This window comes from Labrenzia sp. THAF187b (genome assembly GCF_009363375.1).
Lineage (GTDB): Bacteria > Pseudomonadota > Alphaproteobacteria > Rhizobiales > Stappiaceae > Roseibium > Roseibium algicola.
The window spans coordinates 701,948-716,843 of sequence record NZ_CP045344.1; the positions used below are offsets into that span (position 1 = coordinate 701,948).

The following is a 14,896-nucleotide window of genomic DNA, read 5'->3' on the forward strand; positions in this document are numbered from 1 at the left end:
ATTTTCTCCATTCCTCTGTCAGGTTGTTTTTTTGTTATTGGGCAAACCCGAGAGCACGCGGCAGCATCATCGCCGCGCTTTCCCAGAAGGCGAACAGGAACAGCACCGCCACCTCTGCGACCAGGAACGGCCCCAGCTTGATGGCAATCCGTTCCAGTTTCTCACCGGTGACCGATGAGAGAACGAACAGGCACGCGCCGACAGGCGGCGTCATCAGCGAGATGTTGAGTGCCAGAACGAAGATGATCCCCGCGTGGATCGGCTCCAGACCCACCTGGGCGGTGAGCGGAACAAGAACCGGTGCCAGGATGATCAGGATGGCGGTGATATCCATGACCATGCCGACGATCAGCAGAAGTCCGATGATGATGGCGATGACCGCATAGCGGTTGTCGGCGAGACCCAGGATGGTCTCTGCCAGCATCTGGGGGATTTTTTCAAAGCTCATCCACCAGCCGAGGATGCCGGCAAAGGCGATGATGACGAAGATCACGCCGGTGATGCGCGCTGTGCGCACGAGCATCTGGTAAAGCGCGGGCAAGGTCAGCGTGCGGTAGACGAATGCACCGATGAAGAGCGCATAGGCGACTGCAATGGAAGCAGCTTCCGTCGGCGTGACGACACCGCCGAGGATGCCCCCCAGAATGATCACCGGCATCAGCAGTGCGGTAATTGAGGAAACGAAGACCTGCCAGATTTCCTTCAGGTTGGCCCGGCGCTCCGCCTTGGGCAGGCTGTTGCGGGCCGCACCAAGGGTAATGACGGCCATGCAGACACCGCAGATGACGAGACCCGGCAGAATGCCTGCGGCGAACAACCCGCCAATTGAAACGCCCATGAGCGAGCCGTAGACAACCATCAGACCGGACGGCGGGATGGTCGGTCCGATGATCGAACCGGCCGCCGTTACGGCGCACGCGTAATCGCGCTTGTAGCCTTCCTTGACCATGGCGGGCACCAATGTGCGCCCGAAGGCCGCCGCATCCGCCGTTGCCGAACCCGTTAACCCCGCAAAGAACACGGAGGCGAGCATATTTGTGTGGGCCAGTCCACCCCGGAAATGGCCGACCAGCACCTGGGCCAGCTTCACCAGCCGGTCGGTGATACCCGTCTGGTTCATGATTTCGCCGGCCAGAATGAAGAACGGCATCGCCAGAAAGGGGAAGATGTTCAACCCGTTGAAGATACGGCTCGGCCCGATGGCCAGGAACTGGTCACCGCCCATATGAATGAGGCCGATGACGCCGGCCGCGCCAATGGCAAAGCCGATAGGCATGCCGAGCAGGACAAATCCGATGAAGACAGCGGCTACGATCATGCTGCGGCCTCCGCAAACGGAGGATTGTCGAGATGGGTGCCGTTGTCCCGGATCATCGCCAGAACGGTCTGGATCGAGGCAAGGGCTGCGGCAGCCGGGATTGCCGCATAGAACGGCTGCAGACTGATACCGAAGATCATGGCCTGCCGCTTGGCGCCGCTTTGCGCGAAACCGAGCCCGTACCAAAGAACGTAGAGAAACAGTGCGAGAACGCAGAGATCAATCGCCATCAGCACAATGCGGCGCAACGACACCGGCACGCGCATGATGGCAGCCGTCAGTCCGATATGGTCCCGTCTGGCGATGCCGGATGAGACGGCCAGCATGGCTGCCCAGATCATCAGGTAGCGCGCAAGGATCTCCGGCCAGGGCAACTGCCAATGAAAGAAGTAGCGATCAACCACGCCGAGCCAGACATCAAGCACAAGCAGTGCCATCAGCAAGGCTATTACAGCCTCGACGCCCGTATTCAGCCTGGCACTGGTTCTGGCAGCCCACTCGCGCATAATCCCTCCACCGAAATGTACCTTAATTACATTTTCAGAGCAGAAATTGCGTTTCGTCAAGCGTATTTTGTTTTTAAATTACATTTCTCGCGTAAATGAGGCTATGATCAGGCGCTGATTGACGATTTTGTGTAATCAAATTACAAATCCCGCAACCAGGGAGACATGTGTGCAGGCAAAGATCCGAACTCCGACCGGCGACAATACAAACGGCCATGCCGCTATCGATCTCATTTCCGCACTCCGCGATCACGCCGGCCAGTTTCCGGCGCGGGAACAAAAGGTTGCGGACTACGTGCAGAACCATCTGTCCGCAATTTCGGACATGACGATCGCCGAACTGGCAAAAGCCTGCGGCGTCAGCACACCGACCGTCGTTCGCTTTTGCAGGACACTCGGCTGTGACGGTTTCCGGGAATTCAAGCTGCGTCTGGCGCAAAACCTGGCCGTCAGCCTGCAGTATATTTCCGCGCCATCGACCACCGAGCAGGTTGCCAGCGAAACGGCGATCGACCGCGTTCTGGGCGCGCTTTATGCGACCGCCAATGTCATGCGGCAGCAGGTCGATCCGACCGTTATCGAGCGGGCCGTCGAAAAGATCGCCAAATGCCGGCAGCTTCTCACCGCCGGGATCGGCGGTGGGTCGACGATGGTGGCCGGTGAAGCGGCGAGCCGCTTTTTCCGCCTTGGTATTCCGTCTGTCGCCCTGCACGACAGCTATCTCCTGCAGATGCGTGCGGCGACGCTCGGTCCCGACGACGTTCTGCTGTGTGTCTCCGCCAGTGGCGAAGCGGATGAACTGGTCAGCGCGGCCGAGATTGCCGGCGGCTATGGGGCCACCACGATCGCGATTGCACCGAAAGGCTCCCGCCTTGCAATGATTTCCAAGATCCCCATCCTGGTCGATCTTCCCGAGGACCCTGACATCTTCAAGCCCACCGCTTCGCGATACGCGCACCTGGTGATTGTCGACGCCATCGCCATGACGGTCGCGCAGGTCCGTGCCGCCGCCACAAGCGAAAACCTGCGCCGGATCCGCTCTTCCCTGACCGCCTTCCATGGCCGCACCGGACCTCAACCTCTGGGCGATTGAGCCTCATGAACACACGAAACTGCGCCGGCTTGCCAGAAACCGCCGCAATCTGATGTGAAACTGAGAGAAGCCGATTGCATTTCTTACAACGGTCACCCTATGTATGTTATTGGTTTTCATAAGCTCTTGTCGGGGACATCGTATTCATGTCGGTAGATGTTGACGCGCTGGTAGACAGACGGCGCCTCAGACGCAAAGTGACCTTCTGGCGGATCGCGACTTTTGTCGTCATCGCCGCGGCACTGATCGGGGGGCTTATCTACGTCTCCGGGGCTTCGGAATTGTCCAAGCGGACGGCCCACATCGCGCGCATCCCGATCGAAGGCGTCATCCTCGAAAGCCGCAAGACCCTGCAGATGATCGAGAAGATCGGCAAGTCCGATGCGGTCAAGGGCGTGGTGATCTCCATCAATTCTCCCGGTGGCAGCACAACCGGCGGCGAAGCGCTGTACGAAGCGCTGCGCAAGCTTTCCGAAAAGAAACCGGTGGTCGCCGAAATCCGCACAATCGGAACCTCCGCGGGCTACATGATCGCCCTTGCCTCCGATCACATCGTCGCGAGATACAATTCCATCACCGGCTCCATCGGCGTGCTGTTCCAGTTCGGCAATATCAGCAAACTGATGGAAACGGTCGGCGTGGAAATGGATGCGGTCAAGAGCGCTCCGCTGAAAGCCGAGCCCGACTTCTATTCCCAGACGAGCCCCGAGGCACGCGCCATGCTGCAAAAGCTCGTCGACAATTCCTACGACTGGTTCGTTTCACTGGTCGCCGAGCGGCGATCTCTCGACATGCCCAGGGCCAAGGAACTTGCAGACGGCCGCATTCTGACGGGCCACGATGCCCAGACGGAAAAGCTGGTCGATGCCATTGGCGGCGAAGATGTCGCAATCGACTGGCTAGTAAGCGAGAAGGGCGTTCCGAAAGATCTTCCAGTCGTCACCTGGAGCGCCAACGAAAATCTGGAAGAGCTGCCGTTTTCCTCCCGGGTCTCGCGAGAGTTCGGAAAAGGCATCGGATCGGCCCTTCTGGAGCCGGTTAGTGAAGCTAAGGGGCTGATTCCACGAGGGCTTACGCTTGACGGGCTCGTATCCGTTTGGCAGGCTTCTGACGCGGCAGACAATAATCCGTAAGCGAGGGGGCACTTCATGATCAAATCTGAGCTGGTTCAGCATATCGCCGAACAAAATCCGCATCTCTATCAGCGGGACGTTGAGAACATCGTCAACGCCATCTTGGATGAGGTTACCGAAGCGCTCATGCGCGGCGACCGGGTGGAGTTGCGCGGCTTCGGCGCGTTTTCCGTCAAGAACCGCCCCGCTCGCGTCGGCCGCAATCCGCGCACCGGTCAAAAGGTGGAAGTGGACGAAAAGTTCGTGCCCTTCTTCAAAACCGGCAAGGAAATGCGTATACGGTTGAACGATGGTGTGGACCACGGCGACGACTGATTGCGTTTGTCACGGCACGCCATTTAAAATCGACTTCTGATCTGGCCAAAACCGGGAGAACCCAGTGACCCGTTTCCTCAAGAACGTGATCTTGTTCGTTATCGCGGTTGTCCTGATCCCGTTGTCGGTGGCGAACCGGCACACGGTCTCCCTGTCGCTCAATCCCCTCGACCCGCAGGACCCGCGCCTGACGATCCCGGACATTCCGCTGTTCTGGATCATCTTCGCAAGTCTGGGTGTCGGCATCATCGTCGGTGGACTTGGCGCATGGGCCAAACAGGGCCGCTGGCGCAAGGAAGCACGCGTGAAGCGCCGGGAAGCCGCGAAATGGCACAAGGAAGCCGACCAGCTGCGGGAAATGAACACAGCAGGTCAGCCGGCATCCAATCTCAAGGGACTGGCAGGACCGGGCAACCGCAACGCCGCCTGACCGGCCGACATTACCATGCGTATTATCTCCAGCGACGAGATCGATGCCTGCCTGGAAGACAGGGCCGTTCTTGAAACGCTGCGCCGGGCCTATCGCTCCAGCACAGTCGCCCCCAAGGCATCCCCCTTGCCCATCGGTCGGCTGAACCAGCAGCAAGGCGCGCTCACCGTACAGCCGGCCTGGACCGACTTTACCCAACAGGGCGACGTCAAGCGCGGCTATATCGGCTGTTCCCTGGCGCTGGATCTACCCGAGCAAACGGGCCTGTCCTCGAGTCTCTACCTTTTGTTTTCCGGTTCCGGCGGACAACCGATAGCCCTTCTGGATGGCATGCGCCTTACAGTCTGGCGCACGGCCGGTCTGCACGCACTCGGGGCAAGTTACCTGTCCCGCGAAGACACGTCCCGCCTGCTGGTCATCGGTGACGACCCGAGGTTGCCCCGGCTTGTGTGCGGCTATGCGGCCGTGCGCAACCTGACGTCGATCCTTCTGGCCGGCGTGTCGCCGGAAATCCAGAAAAGGATCGCCGCCTTGCCCGCGCTCAAGGGGGTCAATGTGGGCATCACGAACGAGATCTATGCCGCTCAGGAAGGCGCGGACATGATCTGCATTGCCGGTCCGGAAAACGAAACAGGCACCCATCACGCCCTCACCTACCTGGATCCTCCTGCGGGCTGCCACATAGACGTGCTGGATCCGGAAGCACAATTGCCGACAGAACTGCTGCAGGAAGCACGGCTGTTCACCACCGACCTGAGCGAACCGCCGCGGCCGGACCTTGAATGGGCTGCCGACCTGAAGGACCTCACACAGGGCACAAAAGCCGGCCGGCGTTACTACGGCCAGCGCACGCTGTTTTTGCCTGCCCCGCGTACCGGGCTCGCAGACTACGCACTGGCTGCACACGTTTTTTTGAGGACGTGACGTCTGGAACTCGTGCCTGTGCACACCATATTTCGGAACAGCAGGGGGAATCCATGAAAGCGAGCGCCCGAAAAGGGTCGCCCGGATGACGGCTCGGCCGCCATGGGTTCGCTTTCTCATTGGTATTTTGAAGGAGCATATCATGCTGACGACGCTTGCCTATTCGGCAAGCCTTCCGGCAATCGCACTTGGGCTGATGTATTATGTGTCAGCCTGTTCGGGGCTTGTCTACTAGTGCCTTGATGGCACCCTGGCCGTTCGATCCTACGGGCGAGACCGGCTGCCTCCATGGGTTTGGCCCGTTCGGCCGATCGCGCCAAATCCGTTATACGATAATCGTGAAGCCGGTTCCCCGTGGGCCGGCTTTTGTCGTTTCTGGACTGGCCACTGAGGCCACGGGACGGAAAGCCAATCCCGGCTTAATTGGGATCTGAACCTGTTCCAAAACGGTGTCCGGGCAAAGTCCAGCCACGCAGGATCGCGCCGCCGCGCAGGATCAGCGCACAGCTTGCGGCAAGGATCGCAGCAAGGATTTGCGGCGCGCCCAGTTGCACCAGCACAACAAATCCGCCCGCACCGGCAAAGGCCGCACCGACATAGATTTCCGGCTTCACGATGGAGGAAGGTTCACGGGCGATGGTGTCCCGCAGGATGCCGCCGAAGGTTGCCGTCGAGACCCCCATCAGGATCGCCACCAGGATCGTGTCACCGACAGTCAGGGCCTTGGCAGCTCCCATGACCGAATAGGCCGCAATACCGATGGCATCGGCCCATCTCAAGGGTTTGCTGAGCTTTTCGATCCACTCGGCAAAATACCAGACCAGCGCGCTGACGACGAAGCACACCAGCAGATACCATTCGTTCTCCACCCAGAAAACCGGTACACCCAGCAAAAGGTCACGCAGGGTACCGCCACCGATCCCCGTCAGCGTGGCAAAGAACAGCAGGGCAACGATATCCAGCTGCTTGCGCGAAGCGACGATGCCGCCGGTAATGGCGAATACCGCCACCCCGAGATAGTCCAGCATTTGCAGCAGCATTCCGTCCCCCATGCCCACTTTCTTTCCGAAGGCAGTACCTGACGTCCGGGTCTTTGTCATCCCGTAGCATGCCACGCCGGCGCTCGGCCTCACGTCTCAAGGCCTGCGTATCTCGCTCAAGGGATTCAGGCGATCCGGCCAGACCGCCTTCTGGAAAAACACCGATCGTTCCCGGCTGTCGTCCTCGCGCGTCGCGTCGACGGCAGGACCTGGCTCCGGTTAGCTGTGTTGACGAAAGGGTTGCCCCAAAGAAAAGGGGCCACTCCGCTGGATGCGGAGCAGCCCCTTCAAAGCTCTGGGGTCGGTTGAACTCAGGCGTTCTTGTCGACTGTCTGTCCGGCTTCAGCCGAAGCCGCAACATCCTTCGGTCCACCCTTGGAAACGCCGACCATGGCCGGACGCAGCACGCGGTCGCCAATGACGTAGCCAGCCTGCATGACCTGTACAACCGTGTTGTTCGGCACTGTGGTGTTCGGCACCTCGAACATGGCCTGGTGGAAGTTCGGGTCGAACTTCTGGCCTTCCGGGTCCAGTTTCTTGACGCCGTTCTTTTCAAGCTGGTTGAGCAGATCACGCTCGATCATCTCGACGCCTTCGATCAGCGAAGCAACACCCGCATCGGCGTTCTTGCGGTCATCTTCCGGCAACGCCTCAAGTGCGCGGCGCAGGTTGTCGGAAACCGTCAGCATGTCACGGGCAAAGCCGGACACGGCGTACTGGCGGGCGTCCTTGACTTCCTTTTCCGTGCGGCGGCGCAGGTTTTCCATTTCCGCCATGACGCGAAGCGCGCGATCCTTCAGATCCGCGTTTTCGGCTTTCAGAACTTCGATCGGATCGACACCGGCCGCTTCGACAGCTTCCGGCTGTTCCGCTGCTGCGGTTTCCGGCGTTGCTTCTGCCGGCTGCTCTTCCGGGGTTTTGTTTTCGTCGCTCATGAATGATCCGTTTGCTCAGACTGTTTGCGGGTGCTTATACGACCGGTTGGCGTTTTTTCAAAGAGCATCGGCGGATAGGCTTTCGCTTACCCGCCGGATGCGCTCATATGAACCGCAGCCGGTCAGCCGCAGATATATTTCGGAATTAAAGGGCGCTCTTGATCCAGTCGGAGAGTTTGCCCTTCGGCGCTGCACCGATCTGGGTTGCCATCGGCTCGCCATCCTTGAACAGGATCAGCATCGGAATGGACCGAACGCCGTATTTCATGGCCATGTCCTGGTTCTCGTCGATGTTGAGCTTGGTGATCTTCACCTGGCCGTTCATCTCTTCGGAGATTTCTTCAAGAGCCGGAGCGATCATCTTACACGGACCGCACCATTCGGCCCAGAAGTCGACCACGACCGGGCCGTCGGATTTCAGGACTTCGGATTCAAACGAAGAGTCGGTAACTTGTGTGGTAGCCATAACTAGATCTCGTAGGTCTCAGGATCGCGCCTACCCGATGTAAGCGCATCAGTTGGCAAGAACGTAGGAAGCCGAGGGCCTGCCGTCAAGCCGATGTGCCGTCAGGACGCAGTCCGGCGAAGGTTTCTTCCAGCACCTTTTCGGGGATTTCCATCAGGCTCGGCACCGCGGTCCACAGAAGCTGGGCGGAAATCTCCCTGTCCGGATAAATCTGCTTCAGCATTTCCCTGTAAACACAAAGCTGTGCGCGGTACTCGAGCGGGATTTCGGCAACTGATGCCGGCGGATGGAAGTTGGTCTTGTAATCCACAATCACCACCCGGTTATCCTCAACCACCAGCCGGTCGATCTGTCCGGAAATCTCGACTTCCGTGCCGTCGCTTGCCCGAATCGTCCCGACCAGCGGAACTTCGGCGCGGGCATGACCGCAAAACAGCGTCTCGAATTCCGGCATCTCGAGAATCGCAGCCACTTCGCGCAGAAGGTGAGGCATGCGCCCGGCAAATTCCGGCTTGAGGGCCTGCTTGAGGTAGGTTTCCGACGCTGCCATGCGGGCGTCTTCAGCCAGGTCCGGCAACAGCTCCAGAAGCCGGTGGATCAGGCGACCGCGCTCCAGGGGCCAGGATGCAAGATCCCTGCCCGCCTGCAGGCGAGACACCGCTGGCACCGGTTCGATGCCTTCCTTTTCCTCCATCGCCTCGAATGCCCGTGAGGGCTGAAGGCGTTTCTTCCTGGCAAGCGGACGGACGGAGCTGGAGAGCCAGTCCGGCAACGGCGGTTCTTCGCTGCGCGGCACTGCGGAGGTATGCGACGCCGCGCCTGCCTCGGGCTCGGCGATGACGCCATCCTTCTGCCAGCGCCAGGCGGAAACGGATCCATCGGTTGCGGTCAGTTCACGCGCCTCAGGCTTCAACGCCCGTGAGACCATCGAATACCAGCAGTTCTCGTGGGCACCGCGTTTCGGTTCCCAGCCGCAGACGATCAGCCGGTCTTCGGCGCGGGTCAGAGCCACATACAACAGGCGCCGGTACTCTTCCTCCTGCGCATCCCGCAGGGCTTCCACCGCCGCGTCGTGCCAGGGTGTCCGGTCCGCCTTGGGTGGCAGCCAGACCAGAGCCGGTGGCAGAAGATCGTTTTCCAGACGCTTGCGCGGCAGGAAGGCCGGATCGTGGATTGCGCTGACGGGGGCTGCCCCCGGATCGACCAGAACGACGATCCGCGCTTCCAGCCCCTTGGAACCATGCACGGTCATGATGCGGACCATGCCCTTGGTATTGGTCAACTCACGCTTGATCTCGGTCGGTGCCGCTGCCATCCAGGCAAGGAACCCTTCCAGGCCCGGCGTGCCGGATTGCTCATAGGCAATGGTGAGCGCCAGGAACTCGTCCAGAACGTCATCGACTTCCACGCCGAGGCGAGCGCGAAAAGCTTTCCGGCCGCCATCAGCCCCCAGCAGCCGGGCATAGAATTCGTAAGGCGGCACGAAGTCGGCGCGCGCGCGCCAGTCTTCCAGCCTTGCGCGCACGGCCTTCCATTTGTCCGAACTGTCCGACCGTTTCACCAGCATCTGCCACAGCGTTCCGGGCCGCACATTTTCCGGCGTTTCCCGGGCAACCTCCAGCAGGTCGTCGTCCGTCAGGTTGAACAGCGGGCTCTTCAGCACGCAGGCAAGCGACAGGTCGTCTTCCGGCAGCAACAGGAACCTGCCGAGAGCGGCGAGATCCTGAACAGCGATATGGTCCGTCAGAACAAGGCGGTCACTGCCGGCAGCCGGGATATCCAGCTCTTTCAGTTCCCGGTTGAGCGCTTCGACAAAAGGCCCGCGCTTGCGCACGAGGATCATCACATCGCCGGGATTTGCCGAGCCATCGCGCATCCACTGGGCAATTTCAGCAGCAATACGCCTGGCCACCTTCAGCATCGGGCTGCCCGAACCGACGTGGTCGATCGGCTGGCGCCAGTCGTCCGGTTCCTCGATCTCCGCCTCGGCCTCCAGTGGCCACAGATCGACGATCCCCGGGTCGCGGCGGATGGCTTCATGGACCGGCGCCTTCACGTCCTGCGACAGGCCCTTGTGGGCGCTTTCGTCGTGAAACACCTTGTCGACCGCTCCAAGAACATCCGGCGTGGAGCGGAAGGAGAGCTGCAGATTGACGGAATGAAACTCAAGCTCGGCCGCCTCGGCCTTGCCGGAAAAGGCCCGTCGCATGGCATCGAAATAGGCCGGCACAGCTCCCTGGAACGAATAGATCGACTGTTTTTCGTCGCCCACCGCAAACAGCGTGCGGACCCGGTCTCTTGCACCGGTCCCGGCGAAGAACTCGGAGGCAAGCGAAGTCACCACTTCCCATTGGCGCGGACTGGTGTCCTGAGCCTCATCAACAAGGATATGATCAAGCCCCTGGTCGAGCTTGTATTGCACCCAGAGCGCCGCATCGGACTTCTGCAGCAGCGTTGCCGTCTTGACCACCAGATCCTCGAAATCGAGATACCCGCGGGCGGTCTTGGCGCGCTCATAATGACCGATCACCGCGTCGGCGAGACGCAGCAGGGCTGTGGTTCCCTCATAGGTCGCCACCTTCCGGCGCTGGTCCAGCAGTTCCAACAGGCGTTGTTGTTCCGCCTCCAGCGCCTCCAGCATCTGGGGGAACGTTTCCGCGACCTTCTTGGTGGCGAGCGACTTTCGCGGCTCAAGCTTGGCTGTCAGGAAAATCGCCTGCCAGGCCTCGCGGAAAGCGGTTATGTCCGTGAGCCTCGCGGCGGCAACCAGATCGTCCGCACGCGCCTGATCGGTCTTGGTGCCGGTTCGCAGTGCCTCGGCATAGGCAAGACAGGTGTTCAGATCAAACGGGCATGCGGTCCGGAACTGCTCGTCGAAATCCGCAAGCCGCAGAGCCGGATCGGTTTCCAGAAGACCGGCAAGCTCGGCAAGCGCGGTTTCCAGATCGCCGGCATCAACCGTCCAGCGACGGAAGGCGTCGCGGCTCTGGATCAACTCGTCCAGCGCCTTCTGGGCGCCGCCGTCGCTCATCAGATCAATGACAGATGCCAGCGCCCTGCCAAAGGCGCTTTCCGGCTCGGTCTCGGCAACATGCAGCACGGTCGCGCGCGAGGCCGCCATGAGTTCCGCCGCCACCCGGTCGTCGAGTACGGCAAAATGGCCCGCGACGTTTGCTTCCAGCGGAAACTGGTGCAGCAGGGATTCGCAGAAACCGTGAATGGTCTGGATCTTCAACCCGCCCGGTGTTTCCAGTGCCCGGGCAAACAGGCGGCGTGCCATCGCCAGGCGCGCGGCATCTGGTTTGCGGCCTTCAATGTCCTGCAATTCGGCCGCGAGTGCGGCATCATCCCTGGTGACCCATTCGCCGAGAATCTTGAAAACGCGGGTCGCCATTTCGGCAGCGGCGGCCTTGGTGAAGGTCAGCGCAAGAATACGAGAGGGATCGGTGCCATCCAGCAGCAGCCGCACCACCCTGCGGGACAGAACGAAGGTCTTGCCCGATCCGGCATTGGCACTCACCCAGGCCGAGGCCCGTGGGCGGGAGGCAAGGTCCTGCCGTTGCCTGGTCACTTCAGGGATCTGAAAGCTCATGAAGGCTCCTCCGATCCAAGTGCCCATTCCTGCGTTCTGGCAAGATGATCATAGTCGCCACCCATCTGCCGCTCGCGCATGACGCGGGCACGGGACAGGTAACCAATGTCTTCCCTGACATAATGTGCGATCAACTGTTCCAGCCGCGTCCAGGCGTCTTCCACCAGATCTTCCAGCGGCGTGTCCTTCGGGTTTCGCGGTGCTTCGATCACCGGTTCGCTGCCGCCCTTCAGCTGCAGATACAATAGCTCGGATATCGGCGCGTCAGCCGGCACATCCTTGAACCCGAACCGCCGGACCATCGCGGCCTCCAGCGGCAATTGCGGCGACAGTAGCGCGTCGACCTGCTTTTGCGAGGGCACCTGCCCTGTCTTGTAATCGACCACGGACAGCCCGCCGCCACTCAGAAGGTCGATCCGGTCTGCCCGGCCGCGCAGGCGGAAATCGAAGCCGGGCAACTTCAGTTCCACACCGCCTCCGATTTCCAGGAACCGCTGGCTGACGTGTTGCGACCGCCTTGCTTCGTAGGCGACGAAGCCAGCCGCGATCTTCTGGAAACGCGGCCACCAGAGCGCCCGGATCGCCGGAAACGCATCAAGAGGCTCGAACAGCTCCTCGCCGATCTCTGTCAGGGCCTTTACGGCACTGTCGTCGAATGCGCCGGTCCAGGTCAGCAGGAAATCCGCCAGCGCATCGTGAATGAGGTTGCCCTTGTCGGCCGCACCGGGTTCGCCGCCGATCGGGTCGACCGGCTGCAGCTCGAGCACATGACGGGCAAAGATCGCGTAGGGATCGCGGATCAGGCGTTCGATTTCGGTGATGGAGAGCGATTTCGGACGCGCTGCCAAGGGCGGACGAGGATGAGGCCGGGACGCAGGCCGCACCGCGCCTTCCGGCCGGTCGAGCTGTGCTGCAAGGGCGGAATATACCGCCCCTTGCGCTTCCAGTTTCTTCGTCAGGTCGGGCCCGGCAAGCGTGGTCAGGCGCTGCAGCCAGCGCGATGCGACGGTGGGAGCGCCGTCGGAGCGTGCGGCACGCGAAAGAAGGACACGCCGTGCGCCCATGCCTTGCGCAAAGTCATGTGCGGCTGCACCGAGCCGGCGTTCCGGGGGTTCCAGCCCCATGTCGCGCTTCATCGGCCGGTTCAGCCACGGATCATTGCGCGTGCGTTGAGGCCAGACGCCCTCATTGAGGCCACCCAGGATCGCGAAATCAAAGGCCTGAAGCCGTGCTTCCATGGGACCGAGGATCTGCACCCGCTGGTCGCCCGGCAGCCTGCGCCGTACGGCCTGACCGGACATCAGCGCAGGCAGTACCGACGGCCATTCGCCGGCAGGAATTTCCAGTCCGCTGGAGCTTGCTTCCAGAAGACCGGTCAGAAACTGGGCCAGCGCCTCGCCCGCCTCGCCGGCATAAAGTTCTGCCACCGAACCTTCGTGATCGATCGAGATCGCCTCGATCACATCGACATGACGCCGTGCGAGGTCGGTCAGAAGGATCGTGCCGCCTTCTGCGGCAAGTTCTTCCAGCGGTTTCAGCGCGTTGGCAAGACGGTCGACAAGGTTCGCGATCACGTCCCAGTCTTCGTCGTGGATCTTTTTCCAGCGTGGCGTATGTGCCTTGCCCGCATCTTCCCGGCTTGCATCGACAGCCAGCTGCAAACCTGCCGTTCCCGGCCGGGCGCGCGGGCCGCGAACCACGCCACGCTCCAGCGCGCGGGCGGCAGACCGGATGTCCTTCACCGGCAAGCCCAGCCGTGTCAGCGGATGCTTCAGAAGCGCCAGAAGATCGATAGGCTCGCAGCCGCCAAGTGCGAGTTTTGCTGCCAGGATTGCCAGGATCGCCGGTGCGGTCTGATCGAGCGGACGGCCGGCACTGTCGTCCACCTGGATGTTCCAGCGGGCAAGCTCCGCCGCAACCCGACGCGTCAACATGCGGTCCGGCGAAATGAGGGCCGCACTTTCCTGCCGCTCGATCGCTTCGCGCAAGGCAATCGCCACGCTCAAGGCTTCATCCGCCTCGTTGCGGGCAGTCATGATCGAGACACCATCGAGGGCCTCTGCCCTGTCCGTTTGGGGACGAGCGTCCAGATAGGCTGTCCAACCATCGGAAGTGTCGGCGGGACGCAGAGCCTCGGAGACAAGCTCCTCGCGCAGCAGGAGCCCCCGATCCGGGTCCGGCCCGAGCGTTGCAACCTCTTCCCGCCCGGCACCCAGCCGATCAAGCAATTGCTTCAGCGAATACTGCGGATGTGAAGGCAGGGTTGCCGCGTCTTTCTGCATCAGACCCTTGCGGGCTGAGGCCTTGCCCGTCTTTTCTCCCAATACGGCCCAGGAGCGGCTGTCCAGATAGCGGTCCAGTCCAGGCAGCACGACGACACCGGTTTCAAGCCGGGAGACAACCTTCAGCAATTCGGCGGTGGCCGGAACCGAGCCGGTAACGCCCGCAACAATAACCGGGCCACGAGGAGGTGTCCGTTCCAGGCGCTCGGCCTCCCGCCGGATAAGGGCCGAGCGACGGGCCTTCGGGTCCATCATTTTCAGTTCGGCAAGATGCGCGGGCCAGGCCTCCCGCACGATCTGCAGGAAATCGAGCGTGATCTGCCAGTACCGGGCATGGTCTTCCGGCACCAGACCGGACAGTTCCGTCCAGTCGGCTTCTTCCGTCTCAACTTCGTCCATCAGCGTCAGCAGGTCTGCCGCCAGCCACGCTGCATCGGCCGTCGACGCCGGAAGGCCGAGAGGTTCGTCGGACCTGAGACTGAGTGCCTCCCTGCGCAACATGCCCTTCCAGGCCTTCACCAGCCTGGTCATCGCAAGGTGACGTTCCAGAAGGGGCATTGCCGGCGGCAGAGGTTCCAGATCCGCATTGGCGGTCAGGCTCTGTGCATCCTCGTCGGCATCGCCCACCGGGCGGATGGCAGGCAGGAGAACTGGCCGGCCACCAAACCGCTGCTGGAAAAGCTCCGGCAGCAGGCGCGCGGCGCGGCGCGTCGGCAGATACAGCGTGACCGACGGCAGCAGCAGTGGATCGTCCAGTGGGCGAAAGCCGGGGATCAGGGTGCCGTCGACCAGTGTGTCGACCAGCGTTTTCAGGAAAGGGACGGACGGCGGGACAGACCAGAGGCGCGCGCTACCGGCCATC

General features: G+C 61.5%; 12 protein-coding genes. 5 read left to right on the forward strand and 7 right to left on the reverse strand.

The genetic code is table 11. The annotated features are described in order from the left end of the window. Positions 1–34: 34 nt before the first annotated feature. Positions 35–1,318, reverse strand: a complete 1,284-nt coding sequence (locus FIV03_RS03285) for a TRAP transporter large permease (RefSeq protein WP_022998962.1) — start codon at positions 1,316–1,318, stop codon at positions 35–37. Then, positions 1,315–1,824, reverse strand: a complete 510-nt coding sequence (locus FIV03_RS03290; protein WP_022998963.1) for a TRAP transporter small permease subunit — start codon at positions 1,822–1,824, stop codon at positions 1,315–1,317. Before FIV03_RS03290 ends, FIV03_RS03285 begins: the two co-directional genes overlap by 4 nt. Before the next feature lie 169 nt (positions 1,825–1,993). Between FIV03_RS03290 and FIV03_RS03295 the strand changes: the two genes are divergently transcribed. From FIV03_RS03295 to FIV03_RS03315, 5 genes are all read left to right on the forward strand, one after another. Continuing rightward, entirely contained in the window at positions 1,994–2,917 is a 924-nt protein-coding gene (locus tag FIV03_RS03295; RefSeq protein ID WP_152508664.1) for a MurR/RpiR family transcriptional regulator, read from the forward strand. Positions 2,918–3,063: 146 nt separating this feature from the next. Then, positions 3,064–4,050 carry a signal peptide peptidase SppA gene (sppA, locus tag FIV03_RS03300; protein WP_152508665.1) on the forward strand — a complete coding sequence of 329 codons (987 nt, stop codon included), beginning with the start codon at positions 3,064–3,066 and terminating at the stop codon, positions 4,048–4,050. A gap of 15 nt (positions 4,051–4,065) precedes the next feature. Continuing rightward, positions 4,066–4,365 (forward strand): integration host factor subunit beta, encoded by a 300-nt coding sequence (gene ihfB / locus FIV03_RS03305; RefSeq protein WP_006940254.1) that lies wholly within the window; start codon positions 4,066–4,068, stop codon positions 4,363–4,365. Positions 4,366–4,429: 64 nt separating this feature from the next. Continuing rightward, positions 4,430–4,795 (forward strand): lipopolysaccharide assembly protein LapA domain-containing protein, encoded by a 366-nt coding sequence (locus FIV03_RS03310; RefSeq protein ID WP_022998966.1) that lies wholly within the window; start codon positions 4,430–4,432, stop codon positions 4,793–4,795. A gap of 15 nt (positions 4,796–4,810) precedes the next feature. After that, the gene (locus FIV03_RS03315; protein ID WP_152508666.1) at positions 4,811–5,719 is read left to right on the forward strand and encodes an ornithine cyclodeaminase; all 909 of its coding nucleotides are present in this window, start codon (positions 4,811–4,813) and stop codon (positions 5,717–5,719) included. Positions 5,720–6,138: 419 nt separating this feature from the next. Here FIV03_RS03315 and FIV03_RS03320 read toward each other — a convergent pair whose 3' ends face one another. The 5 genes from FIV03_RS03320 to addB form a co-directional block, all read right to left on the reverse strand. Beyond that, positions 6,139–6,759, reverse strand: coding sequence for a trimeric intracellular cation channel family protein (locus FIV03_RS03320; protein ID WP_152511804.1), 621 nt, complete (start codon positions 6,757–6,759; stop codon positions 6,139–6,141). A 311-nt stretch (positions 6,760–7,070) separates the two neighbouring features. Further along, entirely contained in the window at positions 7,071–7,694 is a 624-nt protein-coding gene (gene grpE / locus FIV03_RS03325) for a nucleotide exchange factor GrpE (protein WP_152508667.1), read from the reverse strand. 145 nt (positions 7,695–7,839) lie between these two features. Further along, positions 7,840–8,160: a thioredoxin gene (trxA, locus tag FIV03_RS03330; protein WP_152508668.1), complete on the reverse strand. Its 321-nt coding sequence runs from the start codon at positions 8,158–8,160 to the stop codon at positions 7,840–7,842. Between the two features lie 85 nt (positions 8,161–8,245). Continuing rightward, complete coding sequence (gene addA / locus FIV03_RS03335; RefSeq protein ID WP_209009846.1) at positions 8,246–11,752, reverse strand: double-strand break repair helicase AddA; 3,507 nt, start codon at positions 11,750–11,752, stop codon at positions 8,246–8,248. Further along, positions 11,749–14,895 (reverse strand): double-strand break repair protein AddB, encoded by a 3,147-nt coding sequence (addB, locus tag FIV03_RS03340; protein ID WP_152508669.1) that lies wholly within the window; start codon positions 14,893–14,895, stop codon positions 11,749–11,751. Before addB ends, addA begins: the two co-directional genes overlap by 4 nt. Position 14,896: the final 1 nt, after the last annotated feature.